Annotated in this window: 17 protein-coding genes; 6 read left to right on the top strand and 11 right to left on the bottom strand. The window is 69.6% G+C overall.

The genetic code is table 11. From position 1 onward, the window contains the following. Together E3O49_RS14160 and E3O49_RS14155 are read right to left on the bottom strand one after the other, a co-directional pair. Nucleotides 1-1,437, bottom strand: coding sequence for an amidase (locus tag E3O49_RS14160; RefSeq protein WP_134368164.1), 1,437 nt, complete (start codon nt 1,435-1,437; stop codon nt 1-3). A 45-nt stretch (nt 1,438-1,482) separates the two neighbouring features. Then, a complete protein-coding gene (locus E3O49_RS14155) occupies nt 1,483-1,845 on the bottom strand; it encodes a hypothetical protein (protein WP_134368165.1) in 363 nt (120 codons plus the stop codon). A gap of 39 nt (nt 1,846-1,884) precedes the next feature. Between E3O49_RS14155 and E3O49_RS14150 the strand changes: the two genes are divergently transcribed. Then, nucleotides 1,885-2,715 (top strand): SDR family NAD(P)-dependent oxidoreductase, encoded by an 831-nt coding sequence (locus tag E3O49_RS14150; protein WP_134368166.1) that lies wholly within the window; start codon nt 1,885-1,887, stop codon nt 2,713-2,715. A gap of 23 nt (nt 2,716-2,738) precedes the next feature. Here the strand turns inward: E3O49_RS14150 and E3O49_RS14145 are convergent, their stop codons facing one another. From E3O49_RS14145 to E3O49_RS14110, 8 genes are read right to left on the bottom strand one after another with little or no spacing between them, the layout of a single operon-like run. Beyond that, nucleotides 2,739-3,317 (bottom strand): GNAT family N-acetyltransferase, encoded by a 579-nt coding sequence (locus tag E3O49_RS14145; RefSeq protein WP_174235713.1) that lies wholly within the window; start codon nt 3,315-3,317, stop codon nt 2,739-2,741. 26 nt (nt 3,318-3,343) lie between these two features. Further along, on the bottom strand, nt 3,344-4,030 hold the full coding sequence (locus tag E3O49_RS14140; protein WP_134368167.1) for a uracil-DNA glycosylase: 687 nt from the start codon (nt 4,028-4,030) through the stop codon (nt 3,344-3,346). A gap of 7 nt (nt 4,031-4,037) precedes the next feature. Continuing rightward, the gene (locus E3O49_RS14135) at nt 4,038-4,757 is read right to left on the bottom strand and encodes a Type 1 glutamine amidotransferase-like domain-containing protein (RefSeq protein ID WP_134368168.1); all 720 of its coding nucleotides are present in this window, start codon (nt 4,755-4,757) and stop codon (nt 4,038-4,040) included. Continuing rightward, nucleotides 4,754-5,329: a phosphoribosyltransferase gene (locus E3O49_RS14130; protein WP_134368169.1), complete on the bottom strand. Its 576-nt coding sequence runs from the start codon at nt 5,327-5,329 to the stop codon at nt 4,754-4,756. The genes E3O49_RS14135 and E3O49_RS14130 overlap by 4 nt, the downstream gene beginning before the upstream one ends. 14 nt (nt 5,330-5,343) lie before the next feature. Then, complete coding sequence (locus E3O49_RS14125; protein WP_134368170.1) at nt 5,344-6,474, bottom strand: bifunctional 2-methylcitrate synthase/citrate synthase; 1,131 nt, start codon at nt 6,472-6,474, stop codon at nt 5,344-5,346. A 34-nt stretch (nt 6,475-6,508) separates the two neighbouring features. After that, on the bottom strand, nt 6,509-7,420 hold the full coding sequence (prpB, locus tag E3O49_RS14120) for a methylisocitrate lyase (protein WP_134368171.1): 912 nt from the start codon (nt 7,418-7,420) through the stop codon (nt 6,509-6,511). Next, complete coding sequence (locus tag E3O49_RS14115; RefSeq protein WP_134368172.1) at nt 7,420-8,958, bottom strand: MmgE/PrpD family protein; 1,539 nt, start codon at nt 8,956-8,958, stop codon at nt 7,420-7,422. Before E3O49_RS14115 ends, prpB begins: the two co-directional genes overlap by 1 nt. A gap of 12 nt (nt 8,959-8,970) precedes the next feature. Then, nucleotides 8,971-9,669, bottom strand: coding sequence for a GntR family transcriptional regulator (locus tag E3O49_RS14110; RefSeq protein WP_241975856.1), 699 nt, complete (start codon nt 9,667-9,669; stop codon nt 8,971-8,973). A gap of 88 nt (nt 9,670-9,757) precedes the next feature. Here E3O49_RS14110 and E3O49_RS14105 point away from each other — a divergent pair, with 88 nt between their 5' ends. The 4 genes from E3O49_RS14105 (at nt 9,758) to E3O49_RS14090 (ending at nt 14,961) form a co-directional block, all read left to right on the top strand. Continuing rightward, nucleotides 9,758-11,692: an AMP-binding protein gene (locus tag E3O49_RS14105; protein WP_134368174.1), complete on the top strand. Its 1,935-nt coding sequence runs from the start codon at nt 9,758-9,760 to the stop codon at nt 11,690-11,692. Between the two features lie 79 nt (nt 11,693-11,771). Then, nucleotides 11,772-12,128: a DUF485 domain-containing protein gene (locus E3O49_RS14100; protein ID WP_134368175.1), complete on the top strand. Its 357-nt coding sequence runs from the start codon at nt 11,772-11,774 to the stop codon at nt 12,126-12,128. Next, entirely contained in the window at nt 12,125-13,768 is a 1,644-nt protein-coding gene (locus tag E3O49_RS14095; protein WP_134402619.1) for a solute symporter family protein, read from the top strand. Before E3O49_RS14100 ends, E3O49_RS14095 begins: the two co-directional genes overlap by 4 nt. A gap of 137 nt (nt 13,769-13,905) precedes the next feature. Further along, on the top strand, nt 13,906-14,961 hold the full coding sequence (locus tag E3O49_RS14090) for a 2,3-butanediol dehydrogenase (protein WP_134368192.1): 1,056 nt from the start codon (nt 13,906-13,908) through the stop codon (nt 14,959-14,961). Nucleotides 14,962-14,979: 18 nt separating this feature from the next. Here E3O49_RS14090 and E3O49_RS14085 read toward each other — a convergent pair whose 3' ends face one another. Continuing rightward, nucleotides 14,980-15,759: an SDR family oxidoreductase gene (locus E3O49_RS14085; protein WP_134368177.1), complete on the bottom strand. Its 780-nt coding sequence runs from the start codon at nt 15,757-15,759 to the stop codon at nt 14,980-14,982. Nucleotides 15,760-15,809: 50 nt separating this feature from the next. On the opposite strand from E3O49_RS14085, the gene E3O49_RS14080 reads away from it, so the two are divergent. Then, nucleotides 15,810-16,958 (top strand): acyltransferase family protein, encoded by a 1,149-nt coding sequence (locus E3O49_RS14080; protein ID WP_241975857.1) that lies wholly within the window; start codon nt 15,810-15,812, stop codon nt 16,956-16,958. The last annotated feature ends 76 nt before the right edge of the window (nt 16,959-17,034 follow it).

Here is a 17,034-nt window from a genome sequence, read left to right as displayed (position 1 = left end):
TCAGGGACGCCGGGGCTCGGGCGGCGTGCGGTGCTGCCAGCGCAGGCGGCGCTCGAGCTGCGCGCCGAGGGCGAGCAGGGTGGCCTCGCCGCCCGGCCGCCCGATCAGCTGCACCCCCATCGGCAGGCCCTCCCCGGTCTGGGCGACCGGCAGCACGATCGCGGGCAGCCCGGTCACATTGACCATCGAGGTGAACGGCGTGTACTGCACCTGCTGCGCGAAGTTGCGTTCCCCGTCCGCCTGGTCATACGAGCCCAGCGGGCGGGGCGTCAGCGCGAGGGCCGGCGTGAGCACCGCGTCGAAGCGTGACAGCTGACGGATGAACGAGCGCTCGTAGGCGGCCAGGGCGGCGAGCGCCTCGGCCAGGTCACGGGCCGACAGGGCACGCCCGCGGCGCATCAGCCAGAGCGTGAGCGGTTCGAGCAGCGATTCCTCCGCCGGCGTCTCGGCGGGGATGCCCGCGGCTCCGGCCTGCCAGATCGTGCGGAAGGCCGGCGAGTAGCTGTCGTCGGGTTCGAGCGCGGTGTCCTCCAGGCCGTGGCCCAGGGCCGCGAACTCGTCGGTGGCCGTCGCCAGCGCGGCCAGGGCCTCCGGCGCGATCTCGATCGGGTAGGCGTCGTCCCACGCGGATGCGGTCATCACCCCGAGCTGGAATCGTCCCTCGCCGCGCACCGCGGCGGCCAGGAGCGGGGCGTCGTCGCCGGGCGGGCGCAGCGCGAACTGGTGCTTCGGATGCCCGCCCCGCGGCGTGACCATCGCGTCGAGGAGGAGCGCGGCATCCGTCACGGTCCGCGCCAGCGGTCCGGCAACGCTGAGGCCGCCGAGGGCGTCGATGCCGGAGGACGTCGGCACGCGGCCGCGCGAGGGCTTCAGGCCGACGAGTCCGCAGGCCGCCGCGGGGATCCGGACGGAGCCGCCGCCGTCGGACCCGGGAGCGAACGGCAGCAGGCGGGCCGCGACGGCGACCGCGGCCCCGCCGCTGGAGCCCCCGGCCCCGCGGGATCGGTCCCACGGGTTGCGGGCGGGCGGCGAGGCGAGGCTCTCGGTATAGGAGGGCAGCCCGAACTCGGGGGTGTTCGTCTTGCCCAGGCTCACGCCGCCGGCCATGTCGAGCGCCTGCACCAGACCGTCGGATTCGTCCGGCACGAAGTCCCGCATCAGCCGGGACCCGAACCGGGCCGGCACGCCGGCGCGGCGCTGGAGATCCTTGTCGCCGAACGGCAGCCCCCAGAGCGGCGCCGTGCGCGGCACGTGGTCCTGCACGAACCGGGCGCGCTCCCGGGCGGCGTCCGCCGTGACGGTCACGAACGCGCCGAGGCAGGGATCGAGGTCCTCGATCCGGCCGAGGTAGTGATCGGTCAGTTCGACGGGGCTGAGCTCGCCGCGCTGCAGCGCCTGCCATTGTTCGAGAGCGGTCAGTTCGTGCGGAGCGGCCATCCCCCGAGCCTAGTCACCGCGCCCTCCCCCCGGCTCAACACCGGCTCAGGAGCGGGAGAGGCCGGTCAGCAACGCCTGGAAGGCGCGCGGCGCGGCACGCAGCACGGATGCCGCCGCCCACGTCGCGGCCCACGGCAGGGGCTGCGCCACGTTGACGATCTCGTACTGCACGAGCGAACCGGTCTCGTCCTCGGGCCGCACCTGGTACTCGCCGCGATACCACCAGCCGCGCCGCAGCACGATCAGGCGGCGCTCGGCATCCGTGTACAGGGTCCCGCCGGCTTCCCCTCTGGGAGCCAGGGCCGCCGCGAGCCGCCGGAACACCACGTCGGGGCCGGCCTCCAGATGGCCGGCGAAGGACCGCAGCACCGTGTGGCGTTCGGGCAGGTCAGGAGGAGCATCGGTCATGCTCCGACCCTACGCGGCCCGACGGACTAGCCTTGCCGCATGAAGCGGACAATCTTCAACCCGATCGGCACCACCGCACTCGTCACGGGCGCCTCGAGCGGCCTCGGCCGCGGGTTCGCGCGCGAGCTGGCGGAGCGTGGGGCGGACCTCGTGCTCACCGCTCGCCGCCAGGACCGCCTCGAAGAGCTCGCGGTGGAACTGGCCGAGAAGTACGGCACCGTGTCGACGGTGATCCCCCTGGATCTGGCCCGCCCCGGCGCCGTCACCGAGTTGGTCGCCGACCTGCACAGCCGGGACATCACGGTTGGCACCCTCGTCAACAACGCGGGATTCGGCAGCTGGGGCGACGTCCGGGATTCCGACGCCGACCGGGCGCACGAGCAGGTGGCTCTGAACGTGCAGGCCCTCACGGACCTCACCCATGCGCTCCTGCCGGATCTGCTCCGAACCCTCCGGGAACGGCCCGGCTCCGCCGCCCTCGTCAACATGGCCAGCACGGCCGCGTTCCAGCCGGTCCCGCACATGGCGGTCTATGGCGCCACCAAGGCGTTCGTCCTGCGTTTCACCGAGGCGCTCTGGGCCGAGACCCGGGCCGGCGGGCTCAAGGTCACCGCCCTCTGCCCCGGCCCCGTCGCCACCGAGTTCGCCGGCATCGCGGGCAACGTGCACCGGTTCCGGCGGGTCCTGACGGTGGATGACGTGATGCGCACCGCCTTCGACGCGCTGGACCTGGCCGACCCGCCGCCGTACGTGGTCAGCGGCCGCCGCAACGCCGTTCTCGCCCGGATCGTGGGCGTCCTCCCGCACCGCTTCTCGCTCGGCCTCGTCGGCCGGCTGTCCGCGCTGGGCCACCGCCGCCCGGGGCGCTGAGTCCGCGCTACGTGAGAGTCAGGCTACTTGAGGCTCTTCTGCATCAGCACGGTGCCGAGCCAGCGGTCGAATTTGAAGCCGACCTTGCCCATCCGGCCGATCTCGTCGAAACCGAAGTCGCGGTGCAGCTTGATCGACGCGTCGGCGCCCTGGTCCGCGATCACCGCGATGATCTCCTTGAGGCCGGCCGACTTCGACCGGTCGATCAGCTCGCCCAGCAGCACCCGGCCGAGCCCCTTGCCGGTGGAGGCCGCGCCGAGGTAGATCGAGTTCTCGACCGTGAACCGGTAGGCCCGCTTCTCCTTCCACGGGCTGACCAGCGCGTAGCCCAGGAGCTGCCCCGCCGGCGACACCGCGACGATGAAGGGCATGCCGAGCTTGCCGAGGTAGTAGAACTTGCTGCGCCAGGCGGCGAGGGTCATCGGGTCGACGTCGAAGGTGACCGTGCTGTTGGCCACGTAGTAGTTGTAGATCTCCCGGATGTACGGCAGGTCGGTGATCTGCGCGTCGCGCATCGTGTATTCGAACGGCGCCTCCTCGGGGGGCGCGGGTCGCAGATGCCGGGGCAATTGCCGACGCGGCTGGTATTCCTCTTCAAGCACAGCTGACTCCTCCGGGAGATTCCAGATTACCCGAGCGACCAGTCGACCGGGGCCGCCCCGGCGAGACGGAGCTGCTCGTTGGCCCGGCTGAAGGGCCGGGAACCGAAGAATCCGCGCCGCGCCGACAGCGGGCTGGGGTGCGCGGACTCGATCATGGGAGTGTCCCCGAGGAGCGGCTTGAGGGTGGCGGCGTCCCTCCCCCAGAGGATGGCGACCAGGGGCCGGTCGCGGGCGACGAGCGCGCGGATGGCCTGCTCCGAGACGGCTTCCCAGCCGTTCCGGCGGTGCGCCCCGGCCACGCCCTGCTGCACGGTGAGCACCCGGTTCAGCAGCAGCACGCCCTGGCGCGACCAGGGCGTGAGGTCGCCGTCGGCGGCCGTGACGCCGACATCCTCGTGCAGTTCCCGGCAGATGTTCTGCAGGCTGCGCGGCAGCGGTCGCACGTGCGGGTCGACCGCGAAGGCCAGGCCGATCGGATGCCCCGGGGTCGGATACGGGTCCTGGCCGACGATCAGCACGCGCACGGCGTCGAACGGCTCGGCGAAGGCTCGGAACACGTTCTCGGGCGCCGGCAGCCAGGGCCGGCCGGCCCGGGTCTCGCCCTGCAGGAACGCGGCCATGGCGTCGATCTCGGGCCCGACGGGTTCGAGTGCCGCGGCCCAGCCCGGATCCATGGCGCGGCTGCGCGCCAGTGCCTGCAAGGTGAAGGGCATCCCGGCGTCAGGCGCCGAAGGTGCTGACGAGCACGCCGCCGTCGGACTGGCTGACCCGCCAGACGCTGCCGGCTCCGACGACGCTGAGCGCGCCCTCGCCGACGACCAGCGCGGTGTTCTCGTCGACGGCCAGGCCGCCGTCGATCAGGCCGGCCTCGGTGGCGGCGACCAGCCGGGACAAGGTGCCCCACTGGGCGGCGTGCACCTCGACGGTGACGTCGAGCAGGCCGATGCCGGGTTCGATCGTGATCTCGTCCAGGCCCTCCGCGGCGTGTTCGGCGCTGACCTCGACCCCGCCCATCCGCCAGCCGCCGATCAGGGCGCGCTCAGCGGCGATCATGGCTCCGGCCGAGAAACCCAGGTAGGGGATGCCGGCGGCCACCTGGCGGCGGATCTCGCCCGCGATCGGTGCGACGGCCGCAAGGTACGCCGGAGTGAGCCCGCCGCCGACAACGATGCCGTCGACCTCGGACACGGCCGTCAGGGCTGCGGTGTCGCCGTGGGCCACGGCGGTCACCTTCGGCTCGAAAGCACCGGCGGCGGCGACCGCTTCGACCAGGTTCGCGGCGTGCTCGGCCGCGTCACCGTCCCGCACGGCGATGATGGCGATGCGTGGCTCGGCCCGGCCCGCGGCCTCCGCCCGGCGGCCGGCCTCGGCCAGGAACGGGCCGAAGACGTCGGCGAAGGCTCCGGGGTTCCAGCCCCCGCCGACCAGGTGAACGCTCACGCGACGACCTTCTCGGCAGCGGCAGCAGCGGTGACGGCGACGGCAGGCGCGGTGGTGTCCACCGGGACGGTCACGGCGGGCAGCGAAGACCAGGGGAACACGATCCAGCGGTCCGTCTCGCACCAGGTGAAGTCGGGCACGAGCACCGTGCGCGGCTTCGTGAACAGGGTCGCCGTGCGCACCTCGCAGGCGGCTTCGCGGAGCAGGGCGACGACCATGGCGAGCGTGTTCCCGGAGTCGGAGACGTCGTCGACCAGAAGCACCCGGAGGCCGGTCAGGGACGGCGCGTCGAGCATGGGGCCGGAGAGAACGGGTACCGGGAGGCGCTCGTCGACCCCGGTGTAGAACTGCACGTTGATGCTGCCGCAGTTCTTGGTGCCGAGCGCGTACGACATCGCCCCGGCGAGCAGCAGCCCGCCGCGGGCGATGGCGATCACGACATCCGGTTGAAAACCACTGGCAAGCACGTCCGTCGCCAGCTGGCGGGACGCGTCAGCGAACACGCCCCAGTCCAGGACCTCCCGTTGGGTGTCGGCCAGGTCTGCTGCTGCGTCGTCCGCGTCGAATGCCATTGTCCAATGCTAGGTCACGACAGGTGCCGCTCCTCATGGCCGTTGTAGAGCGACAGTGGCCGGATCAGTGCGTTGGCCGCGGTCTGCTCGATGATGTGCGCCGTCCAGCCGGCCAGGCGCGCCGCGACGAAGATCGGCGTGAAGGTGAGCGTGTCGAACCCCATCAGGTGGTACGCCGGCCCGGACGGGTAGTCCAGGTTGGGCTGGATGCCGGTGCGCGCCGTCATCCCCGCGGCCAGGGAATCGTAGAGCTCGAGCAGGTCGGGCCGCTGGTAGTGCTCGACCAGCGTGAGCAGCGCGGTCTGCATGGTCGGCACCCGGGAGTCACCGTGCTTGTAGACGCGGTGGCCGAAGCCCATCACCTTGCGCTTGGCGGCGAGGGTCTCATTCAGCCAGGTCTCCGCGCGTTCCCCGGCTCCCGGGCCGAAACCGATCTCGTCGAAGATGTGCATCACGGCCTCGTTGGCGCCGCCGTGCAGCGGCCCCTTGAGCGCGCCGATCGCACCGGTGATCGCCGAGTGCAGGTCGGACATGGTCGAGGTGATCACCCGGGCGGTGAAGGTCGACGCGTTGAAGGAGTGCTCGGCGTACATGATCATCGACACGTCGAACGCGTTCACGACCACGAGTTCCGCCACCTCGCCGAAGGTCATGAACAGGAAGTTGGCCGAGTAGCCCAGGTCGTCCCGGGGTTCGACCAGGTCCAGGCCGTGGCGGCGGCGCTGGTCGTAGGCCACGATCGCGGGCATCTGCGCCCAGAGGCGCAGCCCCTTCGCCCGGTTGGCCTCCGGTGACGGGTCGGCCGCATCCGGGTCGTTGGCGCCGATCAGGCTGACGGCGGTGCGCACCACGTCCATGGGGTGGGCGGTCATCGGCAGTTCGTCGATGACGCGCTTCACCGCGGGGGCCAGGTGGCGCAAGCCCCGTTCCAGCTCCTCGAACTCGGCCAGCTGCGCCTCGGTCGGCAGCTCACCGTGCCAGAGCAGGTACGTCACTTCCTCGAAGCTCTTCTGCGCCGCCAGTTCCTGCACCGGGTAGCCGCGGTACAGCAGGGAATTCGATTCGGGGTTGACCTTGGACACTGCGGTCCGGTCCACCACGACGCCGGCCAGGCCCTTGAAGACCGTCGGTTCGTTCTGACTCATGTCGCTCCTTTGCGTAGAGAAAAATGCAATGTCGCTACGAGGCGACGTTCGGGTTGAGGGTGAAGTTGAAGACGCCGGAATCGAAGTGGCTGTAGGACTCGTAGTCGAGCAGCTCGTACAGCTTGGCGCGGTGCTGCATCTCCGGCAGGAGGGTGGTCAGCGAGCCCTCCGCCTCGATGGTGTCGAGTCCGCGCTCGGCGGCGCCCATGGCGAGTCTGAGCAGCGAGACCGGGAAGATCACGATGTTCATGCCCACGTCCGCCAGCTGCGCGGTCGTGTACAGCTCGCCCTTGCCGAACTCGGTCATGTTCGCCAGCACCGGCACGTCCACGGCGGCACGGATGGCCGCGAACTCGGTCAGCGACGCCATCGCCTCGGGGAAGATCGCGTCCGCACCGGCGTCGACGAGTTTCTTCGCCCGGTCGACCGCCGCGGCCAATCCATCGACGGCACGGATGTCGGTGCGCGCCATGATCAGGAAGTTCGGGTCGCGCCGTGCGTCGACGGCCGCTCGGATGCGCTTGGCCGCCGTGTCATCGTCCACGACCTGCTTGCCGTCGAGGTGCCCGCACCGTTTCGGGTTGACCTGGTCCTCGATGTGCATGCCGGCCAGGCCGGCATCCTCGAGGGTCTGGATCGTGCGGGCTACGTTCATCGGCTCGCCGAAGCCCGTGTCGGCGTCGACGATCGTCGGCAGGTCGGTCATCCGGGCGATCTGCTGGCTGCGTCCGGCCACCTCGGTCAGGGTGGTCAGGCCGATGTCCGGCAGGCCGAGGTCGGCCGAGAGCACGGCGCCGGAGATGTAGACGCCCTCGAATCCCTTGGCCGCGATCAGCCGGGCGGACAGCGGGTTGAAGGCTCCCGGGAAGCGCAGCAGCCGGCCGGTGGCCAGTGCCGCGCGGAACCCGGCGCGTTTGTCGGCCGGGGTGAGCGTCGAGTACAACATCAGAAGATTCCGTTCGGGGTGGGGAGGGAGGCGAGCAGGCCGTTGCGGGCCACGATGGTGAGCTGGCCGAGTTCGCCGGCGCCGAGTTTCGGCAGGCGCTCGGCGGCGCTGAGGAAGCGCACGATCTCGCCCTCCTCCAGCACCTCCGCCGCGAGGGTACGGAACTTGTTGATGTACTCGGCGCGGCCGAACGGCTTGGCGCCGAGCGGGTGGGCATCGGCGACGGCGATCTCGTCGATCACGTGGGTGCCGTCGGTGAGCTCGATCTCCACGCGGCCGCCGAATGCCTTCTCGGCCGGGTCGAGGGAGTGGTACCGGCGGGTCCACTCCGGGTCTTCCGTCGTGGTCACCTTGTTCCACAAGGCCACCGTGTCGGCACGATTGGCGCGTTCGGGCCGGTAGGAGTCCACGTGGTGCCAGCTGCCGTCCTGGAGTGCGACGGTGAAGATGTACGGGATGGAGTGGTCGAGGGTTTCGCGGCTGGCGGTCGGGTCGTACTTCTGCGGGTCGTTCGCGCCCGAGCCGATCACGTAGTGGGTGTGGTGACTGGTGTGGATGACCACGGAGGCGATGTTCGCCGGGTCGACCAGTTCGGGGTGCTCGCGGTGCAGCTTCCGGGCCAGGTCGATCCAGGCCTGCGCCTGGTACTCGGCCGAGTGCTCCTTGGTGTAGCTGTCCAGGATGGCGCGCTTGGCTTCGTTCGCCTCCGGCAGCGACACCTCGTAGGCGGCGTCCGGACCGTCGAGCAGCCAGGCGATCACGCCGTCCTCGCCCTCGTAGATCGGGGTGGGGCTGGTTTCGCCGCGCATCGCGCGGTCGACGGATTCGACCGCCATCTTTCCGGCGAAGGCCGGGGCGTGCGCCTTCCAGCTCGAGATCTCGCCCTTCCGCGACTGCCGGGTGGCCGTCGTGGTGTGCAGCGCCTGGCCGACGGCCTGGAAGATGGTCTCGACGTCGAGGCCGAGGAGGGTGCCGATTCCGGCCGCGGCCGACGGGCCGAGGTGGGCGACGTGGTCGATCTTGTGCGCGTGCAGGCTGATCCCCTTGACCAGGTCGATCTGGATCTCGTACCCGGTGGCGATGCCGCGCACCAGGTCGCTCCCGCTCAGGCCGCGGGCGTTGGCCAGGTGCTGGGCCACGGCCACGACGGGCGGGATGTTGTCGCCGGGGTGGGAGTACTCGGCGGCGAGGAAGGTGTCGTGGTAGTCGAGCTCGCGCACGGCCACGCCGTTGGCCCAGGCGGCCCACTCCGGCGACACCCGGCGGGAGCGCTGCTCCCCGAACACGGTCGCGCCGACGCCGTTGAAGGACCGCGGATGCGCCAGCGCCTGCGAGCGGGCGGCGACCACCGGGCGACGGGTGAGCGACGCCGCGGCGACCGCGGCGTTGTCTATGACGCGGTTGATGATCATCTCGGTCACCTCGTCCGTGACCGCGACCGGGTCGGCGGCGACTTCGGCGATCTTCCAGGCGAGCTGGTCCGTCCGGGCGAGATTCTCGTCACTGCGGTGAACACGAACGTGGTGAAGCTGCACGATGGATCCTTTCGATTAGCCGGCCGGATCGGCCGCGTGCCCCTGGATCGCCGCGAGGACGTTCGTGAGGCTTTGGTGGAGGTGAACGTGGGTGGCATGGGCGGCCAGCGACGAGTCGCCGGCCAGGATGGCCTCGATGATGAGCAGGTGCTCGGCCGCTGCGGCCCGCAGCCGGCCGGGATTGTCCCGGCCCAGCCGACGGATGCGGGCGAGGTGGGTGCGCACCCCGGCGAGCGCCCCGACCAGGAACGGGTTCATCACGGCCGCATCGAGCGCGTCGTCGAACTCGGTGATCAGCTCGTAGTAGCGGCTCAGGCCCGCCGGCCCCCGCTCGAGCAGGCCGGGGGCCTGCACGAACTGCGCCCGCAGCGCCTCGAAGACGGCCGGGTCCCGGCGCTCGGCGGCGATGCGCGCGGCATGTTCCTCCAGCGCCCGCCGCACCTCGTAGAGCTCGCGGATGCTGTCCACCGACATCTCGGTCACCATGAAGCCGCGGCCGGGGCGCCCGGCCACCAGACCGTCGGAGATCAGGCGGGCGATCGCCGCGCGCAGGGGGGTTCGTGACACCCCGATCCGGGCCGACTGCTCGACCTCGAGGAGTCCGGCACCGGGCGCCAGCAGTCCGTCGAGGATCTCCCCGCGCAGCTGACGGTAGGCGCGTTCACTCGCGCGGACCGGCGGCGCAACCCCCGCCGTTGGGGTTTCTGTATACACAACTGACATGTTATTCCCTTTGCGCCCACACTGTGCAAGACTTCACCGATTCTATGTATACATAGGAACTTCAACGGGGAGGTTCAGGATGTCAGGGGAACCAGCGGTCGGCTATCACGACCTGTGGCAGCGCAGCATCGACGCGGACACGCGCTCGGACTTCTGGCTGGAGGCCGCGCAGGCCATCGACTGGACGGCCCCGCCGCGCGTCGCCCTCGAGGAGCGCTCCCCCGGAACCTGGCGCTGGTTTCCCGACGGAGAGCTGAACACCAGCTACAACGCCCTCGACCGCCACGTCCTCGCCGGCCGCGGCGACCAGACCGCCGTCATCTACGACTCGGCGATGTCCGGCACCCGGGTGCGCCTCAGCTACCGGGAGCTGCTCGGCCGGGTCGAGCGTTTCGCCGGCGTGCTGCGCGCCAACGGCGTGGACCAGGGCGACCGGGTCATCATCTACCTGCCCATGATCCCGGAGGCGATCGTGGCCATGCTGGCCTGCGCCCGCATCGGCGCCATCCACTCCGTCGTCTTCGGCGGCTTCGCCGCCAGCGAGCTCGCCGTGCGGATCGACGACGCGCGCCCCACCGTGATCGTGACCGCCTCGGGCGGCCTGGAACCGGGTCGCGCGGTCGAATACCTGCCGCTGGTCGAGCGGGCGCTCGCCCGCAGCAAGGGCTCCGTGCGAACCGTGATCGTGCGCGACCGGGAGATGATCCCCGGCTGCGCGGCCGACTACTCCGGCAGGAGCGACGTGGCCTGGCTGGACTGGGCGCACGAGGAAACCGAGGCCACCCCCGTGGCGGCGGTCAGCCTGCGCTCCGAGGACCCGCTCTACGTCCTGTACACCTCCGGCACCACGGGCAACCCCAAGGGGATCATCCGCGACAACGGCGGCCACGCCGTGGCGCTGGCCTGGTCGATGGCGAACATCTACAACGTGAAGCCGGGCGACGTGTTCTGGGCCGCCTCCGACGTCGGCTGGGTGGTCGGCCACTCCTACATCGTCTATGCCCCGCTCCTGGTCGGCGCCACCACGGTCATCTTCGAGGGCAAACCGGTGGGCACGCCGGATGCCGGCGCGTTCTGGCGGGTCGTGGAGAACTACGCGGTCTCGGTGCTGTTCACGGCGCCCACGGCCATCCGCGCAATCCGCCGGGTGGACCCTGACCTGCTGGAGCTGGCGAAGCACGACGTGTCCAGCCTGCACGGGCTGTTCCTGGCCGGCGAGCGCCTCGACCCCGAAACCTACCACTGGGCCAACGACGGGCTGCACTGCCCGGTCGTCGACCACTGGTGGCAGACCGAGACCGGCTGGGCCATCTGCGCCAACCCGCGCGGCATCGCCGATATCCCCACCAAACCGGGCTCGGCCACCTTCCCGGTGCCCGGCTACGACGTCGTCATCCTCGACTCCAGGGGCAAGCCCGTCACGCGTCCCGGCAAGGAAGGCAACATCGCCATCCGTCTGCCGTTGCCGCCCGGCACACTGCTCGGGGTCTGGGGAAGCGAGGACCGCTTCGCCAGCTCCTACCTGTCGGCCTTCCCGGGTTTCTACGCGACCGGGGACTCCGGCCACTTCGATCAGGACGGCTACCTCTACGTGATGGGCCGCACCGACGACGTGATCAACGTGGCCGGGCACCGCCTGTCCACCGGCTCGCTGGAGGAGGTGCTGACCCTGCACCCCGCCGTCGCGGAGTGCGCGGTCCTGGGTGTGCACGACCCGCTCAAGGGGCAGCGCGCGGCCGGTTTCGTCACCCTCAAGGCCGGCGCGTCCATCGACCATGACACCCTCGTCCGGGAACTGATCGGGCTGGTCAGGGATCATGTCGGGCCGGTGGCCGCGTTCCGCGACGTGACCATCGTGGAACGGCTGCCCAAGACCAGGTCCGGCAAGATCCTGCGCAAGACCATCCGTCAGATCGTGGACGGGGAGCCGTACACGGTTCCGCCCACGATCGAAGATCCGACGGTTCTGGACGCGCTGAAACTGGCCGTCCACGGCACCGACCACGACGGTTGAGCCCCCACAAATCACCCACAGTTCACCACCGCACCACTCACAGCAATCACATCCCCTCACCCGGAGCAAAGGAGCCCGCATGACGGAATCACTGAAAGATGCACGTCCGGACGGAGCAGCATCCACCATCGACTACGTGGCCTATGAGAAGACGCCGCGTTTTCTGGAGCTGAAGAGGCAGCGCCGCAGGTTCGTCCTGCCGCTCGCCGCGTTCTTCTTCATCTGGTACTTCGTCTTCGTCCTCGTCGCGGCCTACCTGCCCGGCGTGATGGCGATCCCCGTCTTCGGGCGGTTCAACCTCGGGCTGGTGCTCGGCCTCGGCCAGTTCGTCACCACCTTCGGAATCACCATGTGGTACGTGTCGTACTCGAACCGTCGTCTCGACCCCCTCGGGGCCGAGCTGCGTGCCGAGCTTGAGGGGATGGACAAGAAATGATCGCACCCGGCATTCTGCAGTCCCTGCCGGGCCAGCTGGCCCAGGCAGTCAAACCGGTTGAGAACAACCCGGTGCTGAACATCTCGATCTTCCTCGCGTTCGTGGCGGTGACCCTGATCGTGGTGATCCGGGCCGGCCGCAATAACAAGACCGCGGCCGACTACTACACCGGTGGCCGCTCGTTCACCGGGCCGCAGAACGGTTTCGCCATCGCCGGCGACTACCTCTCCGCGGCCTCGTTCCTCGGCATCGTCGGGGCGATCGCCGTCAGCGGCTATGACGGCTTCCTGTACTCGATCGGCTTCCTCGTCGCCTGGCTCGTCGCCCTGCTGCTCGTCGCCGAGCTGATGCGCAACACCGGCAAGTACACCATGGCCGATGTGCTCTCCTTCCGGCTGAAGCAGGGCCCCGTGCGCGTGGCCGCGGCCACCACCACCCTCGCGGTCTGCTTCTTCTACCTCCTCGCCCAGATGGCCGGCGCCGGCGGCCTCGTGTCGCTGCTCCTCGGCATCAACGACAAGGTCGGCCAGTCGATCGTGGTCACTGTCGTCGGTGGCCTGATGATCATGTACGTGCTCATCGGCGGCATGAAGGGCACCACCTGGGTGCAGATCATCAAGGCGTTCCTGCTGATCATCGGGGCCTTCGCGATGACCGTCTGGGTGCTCGCCCTGAACGGCTTCAACTTCTCCGCGCTGCTCGAGACGGCCGTCGCCGCGTCCGGGAGCACCCCCGCCGACGCCATCCTGGTGCCCGGACTGAAGTACGGCACCAACCCGCTGGACTTCGTCTCGCTCGCCGTCGCCCTCGTGCTCGGCACCGCCGGCCTGCCGCACGTGCTGATGCGCTTCTACACGGTTCCCTCGGCCAAGGAAGCCCGTCGCTCGGTCGTCTGGGCCATCTGGCTGATCGGCGCGTTCTACCTGTTCACGCTGGTGCTCGGCTTCGGTGCCGTCGCGCTCGTCGGAGCCGACACCATCCTGGCCGCTCCCGGCGGCGTGAACTCGGCCGCACCGCTGCTCTCGCTCGCACTCGGCGGACCGCTGCTGCTCGGCTTCATCTCGGCGATCGCCTTCGCGACGATCCTCGCGGTCGTCGCCGGCATCACGATCACCGCGGCGACCTCCTTCGCGCACGACATCTACATGAGCGTGATCAAGAAGGGCAAGGGCGACCCCGACAGCGAGGTCAAGGTGGCCCGCCGCACCGTCGTGGTGATCGGCATCCTCTCCATCGCCGGCGGAATCGGCGTGCAGGGGCAGAACATCGCCTTCCTGGTGGCCCTGGCGTTCGCCGTCGCGGCGAGCGCTAACCTGCCGACCATCCTGTACTCGCTGTTCTGGCGCGGTTTCACCACCCGTGGTGCGGTCTGGAGCATGTACGGCGGCCTCGCCGCCACCATGGTGCTGATCGTGTTCTCGCCGGTCTTCTCGGGCACCGAAACGTCCATGTTCGGCGCCGACGTCAACTTCGCCTGGTTCCCGCTGAGCAACCCGGGCATCGTCTCCATCCCGCTCGGGTTCTTCCTCGGCTGGCTCGGGTCGGTCACCTCGACGACCAGGGAAGACCCGCTGCTGGCCGCCGAGATGTCGGTCCGGTCCCTGACCGGGTTCGGCGCCGAGGAAGCCGTCGAGCACTAGGGAACAACCAACACCATCGCACCACCACTACTCCCCCTCGGCCGCCCCTCAGCCGGGGGGGAGTAGTGTCGTCCGCGGGCTAGAGGGCCAGGCCATTCGCCTGTGTCGAGCCCACGACAAAAATGGAGATCATTCCCATGAAAGCTGCGCGCTTCTACGGCCAGAAAGACATCCGGATCGAGAACATCGAGGAACCGGAAACCCGCAGTGGAACGGTGAAGATCGCTGTCGCCTGGTGCGGCATCTGCGGCACCGACCTGCACGAGTACCTCGAGGGCCCGATCTTCATCTCCGCGCCGGGCCACCCGCATCCGCTCTCACACGAATCCCTGCCCGTCACGCTCGGCCATGAGTTCTCCGGAACCATCGAAGAGGTCGGCGACGGCGTCGAGGGCCTGAACGTCGGGGACAACGTGGTCGTGGAACCCTACTTCGTCTGCGACGAGTGCCCGCCCTGCAAGGCCGGCAACTACCACCTGTGCGAGAAGATGGGCTTCATCGGCCTCGCCGGGGGCGGCGGCGGCCTGAGCGAGAAGGTCGTCGTCGACCAGCGCTGGGTGCACCCGATCGGGGATATCCCCCTCGACGAGGCCGCCCTGATCGAGCCGCTCTCCGTCGCGCACCACGCCGTCGTCCGCAGCGGCGCGAAGTCCGGAGACGTCGCCATCGTCGGCGGCGCCGGACCCATCGGGCTGCTCACGGCCTCGATCCTCAAGGGCATCGGCGTGACCACGATCATCTCCGAGCTCAGTGCGGCCCGCAAGGAGAAGGCGATCTCCAGCGGCGTCGCCGACTATGTGATCGACCCGACCGTCGATGACCTCAAGGCCCGCGTCCTCGAGATCACCGGTGGCGTCGGCACGGATGTCGCGTTCGAGTGCGCGGGCGTCAACGCCGTGCTCGACGCCATGCTCGATGCCCTGCGTCCCGCCGGCGTGCTCGTCAACGTCTCCATCTGGGGGCACCCGGCCACCGTGGACATGCAGAAGATTGTGCTCAAGGAGATCGACCTGCGCGGCACGATCGCCTACGTACGCGACCACGAGGAGACCGTCAAGCTGGTGCAGTCCGGCACGATCGACCTGAGGCCGTTCATCACGGGCCGGATCGCCTTGGAGAACCTGGTCACCGAGGGCTTCGACACCCTGGTCAACCACAACGACACCGCGGTGAAGATCCTGGTTCACCCGTAGGTCGAAGCCATGCCCGCGTCAGTCTTTCGGCGTCAGCGGCCCTCTCGCGATTCGCGTGGGGGCCGCCTGGGCGACCGGCTTGATCACGATCAGGTCCAGATTGACGTGGGCGGGGCGCTCGACGCTCGACACGATCGTCTCCGCGATGTCCTCCGCGGTGAGCGGATTGGGCACGTTCGCGTAAGCCGCTGCGGCCTTCTCGGCGTCGCCGCGGAAACGCACCAGGCCGAATTCCTCGGTCTGCACCATGCCGGGGGCAACCTCGATCACCCGGATGGGCTCCCCGTTCAGTTCCAGGCGCAGCACCTCCATCAGGGCGTGCGCGGCGAACTTCGCCGCGTTGTAGCCCCCACCACCGAGGTAGGCAACATGACCGGCAATCGACGTGACCGTGACGATGTCGGCGCAACCGCCATCCATCCGGATCCCGTCCCGCAGCAGGGGCAGCAGCGCGCTTGTCACCCGTTTGACCGCGAGCACGTTGATCTCGAACATCCAGGCCCAGTCCTCGGTCCGCGAGTCCTCGACGCTGTCCAGGCCCATCGCGCCGCCCGCGTTGTTGACGAGCGCGTGCACCGGCCCCGACTCGGCCAGGTAGTCCCGCAGGGCGTCGACGTCGGCCTGGCGGGTGAGATCGGCCGTGAAGACGTCGGCACCGGTCTCGGCTTTCAGCTCGGCGAGGCGGTCGGCGCGCCGTGCGACCCCGACCACGGCCCAGCCCTGCTCGCGGAACCGGCGAACGGTCGCCGCCCCGATTCCGGAACTCGCACCGGTCACAACAACTCTCTTGGTAGCCATGGCTCTATTCTGGCGGGGGAAGAAGGACGATGAGTTCACAGGTAGCAGGAATGACCCAGGTCCGGAAGCGACGGGTGCCGCTCTGGGACAACGGGCGCTGGATCGCCATCACGCTGATGGTGATCGGCCACGCCATCCTGAAGCTCATCGGCGAGTCGAACGTCGCCTACGAGGTCTACCTCTTCATCTACGCGTTCCACGTTCCGCTCTTCGTCGCCGTCAGCGGGTACTTCGCCAGATCCAGCCCCCCGGGCACCCGCCAGCTGCACCGGCTGCTCACGGACATCGTGTTTCCGTACATCATCTTCGAGAGCATCTGGACGGTCATCCGCTGGCTGCTCGGCGGCGCCTTCGTGCCCGATTTCTCGACCGCGTCCTGGACCCTGTGGTTCCTGATCGCGCTGCTGATCTGGCGCCTGATGCTGCCGTTCCTGGTTCTGCTGCGCTACCCGCTCCTGATCAGCATCCTGATCTCGATCGGCTCCGGCTACCTGGAATCCATCGACGCCGGCTTCTCGATCTCCCGCACCCTGGGCCTGCTGCCCTTCTTCGTGTTCGGCTGGAAACTGCGCCAGTGGCAGCTCACCCCGATCTGGCTGGGCCTGGCCGCCGGGGCGGTGTGGCGGTGGCGGATCGGGGCCCTCACCCTGTTCACGGCGCTGTTCGGGGTGATCGTGATGAACATCGAGCTGCTGCGCACCCTGAAGGTGCGCCGGTTCCTGCTCTACAACGAGGCGTATCCGGTCTTCGGCTTCGACGAAATCTGGGCCGGCGGCATCCGTCTGGGCCTGATGCTGCTCGCGTTCGCCCTGATCGTCGCTTTCCTGCTGCTCGTGCCGCGGCGCACCACCTGGTTCAGCACGTTCGGGGCGGCCACCATGTACATCTACCTGCTGCACAGTTTCCTGCTGTTCCCGCTGCGCGAGTCCGGCGTGCTCGAGGGGCCGCAGCCGGCCTGGGTCCTGCCGGGGGTGATCCTGCTGAGCGTGCTGATCTCCATCGTGCTGTCGCACCCGGTCGTGAAGAAGGTGTTCCGGCCGCTGGTGGAGCCGCGTGCGCGCTGGATGTTCCGCAAGCACGCGTCGACCGACACCGGAACGATCGTGCTGCCGCACCTGGGGCCGTCGGGCACGATGCTCGAGTCGCCGGCGGCGCCGGATTCCGCGCCGGGCGATGCCCCGCCGGCGGCGGCCCGCTGAACGGCGTGTGACGCCGTGTTGCAGACCTCGTTGCCACGTCGCCGGCCGCCTGCCTAAACTCGCTGCCAGAGCGATG

The organism is Cryobacterium shii (assembly GCF_004402595.1).
Taxonomy (GTDB): domain Bacteria; phylum Actinomycetota; class Actinomycetes; order Actinomycetales; family Microbacteriaceae; genus Cryobacterium; species Cryobacterium shii.
Note: the sequence above shows the minus strand (reverse complement) of the source record. Positions and strands in the feature narration are given on the sequence as shown.

Excerpts from the sequence above, each read along its gene's own strand:
- E3O49_RS14160 (WP_134368164.1), bottom strand. The coding sequence starts at position 1,437 with ATGGCCGCTCCGCACGAACTGACCGCTCTCGAACAATGGCAGGCGCTG.
- E3O49_RS14155 (WP_134368165.1), bottom strand. The coding sequence starts at position 1,845 with ATGACCGATGCTCCTCCTGACCTGCCCGAACGCCACACGGTGCTGCGG.
- E3O49_RS14150 (WP_134368166.1), top strand. The coding sequence starts at position 1,885 with ATGAAGCGGACAATCTTCAACCCGATCGGCACCACCGCACTCGTCACG.
- E3O49_RS14140 (WP_134368167.1), bottom strand. The coding sequence starts at position 4,030 with ATGCCCTTCACCTTGCAGGCACTGGCGCGCAGCCGCGCCATGGATCCG.
- E3O49_RS14130 (WP_134368169.1), bottom strand. The coding sequence starts at position 5,329 with ATGGCATTCGACGCGGACGACGCAGCAGCAGACCTGGCCGACACCCAA.
- E3O49_RS14125 (WP_134368170.1), bottom strand. The coding sequence starts at position 6,474 with ATGAGTCAGAACGAACCGACGGTCTTCAAGGGCCTGGCCGGCGTCGTG.
- prpB (WP_134368171.1), bottom strand. The coding sequence starts at position 7,420 with ATGTTGTACTCGACGCTCACCCCGGCCGACAAACGCGCCGGGTTCCGC.
- E3O49_RS14105 (WP_134368174.1), top strand. The coding sequence starts at position 9,758 with ATGTCAGGGGAACCAGCGGTCGGCTATCACGACCTGTGGCAGCGCAGC.
- E3O49_RS14100 (WP_134368175.1), top strand. The coding sequence starts at position 11,772 with ATGACGGAATCACTGAAAGATGCACGTCCGGACGGAGCAGCATCCACC.
- E3O49_RS14095 (WP_134402619.1), top strand. The coding sequence starts at position 12,125 with ATGATCGCACCCGGCATTCTGCAGTCCCTGCCGGGCCAGCTGGCCCAG.
- E3O49_RS14090 (WP_134368192.1), top strand. The coding sequence starts at position 13,906 with ATGAAAGCTGCGCGCTTCTACGGCCAGAAAGACATCCGGATCGAGAAC.
- E3O49_RS14085 (WP_134368177.1), bottom strand. The coding sequence starts at position 15,759 with ATGGCTACCAAGAGAGTTGTTGTGACCGGTGCGAGTTCCGGAATCGGG.
- E3O49_RS14080 (WP_241975857.1), top strand. The coding sequence starts at position 15,810 with ATGACCCAGGTCCGGAAGCGACGGGTGCCGCTCTGGGACAACGGGCGC.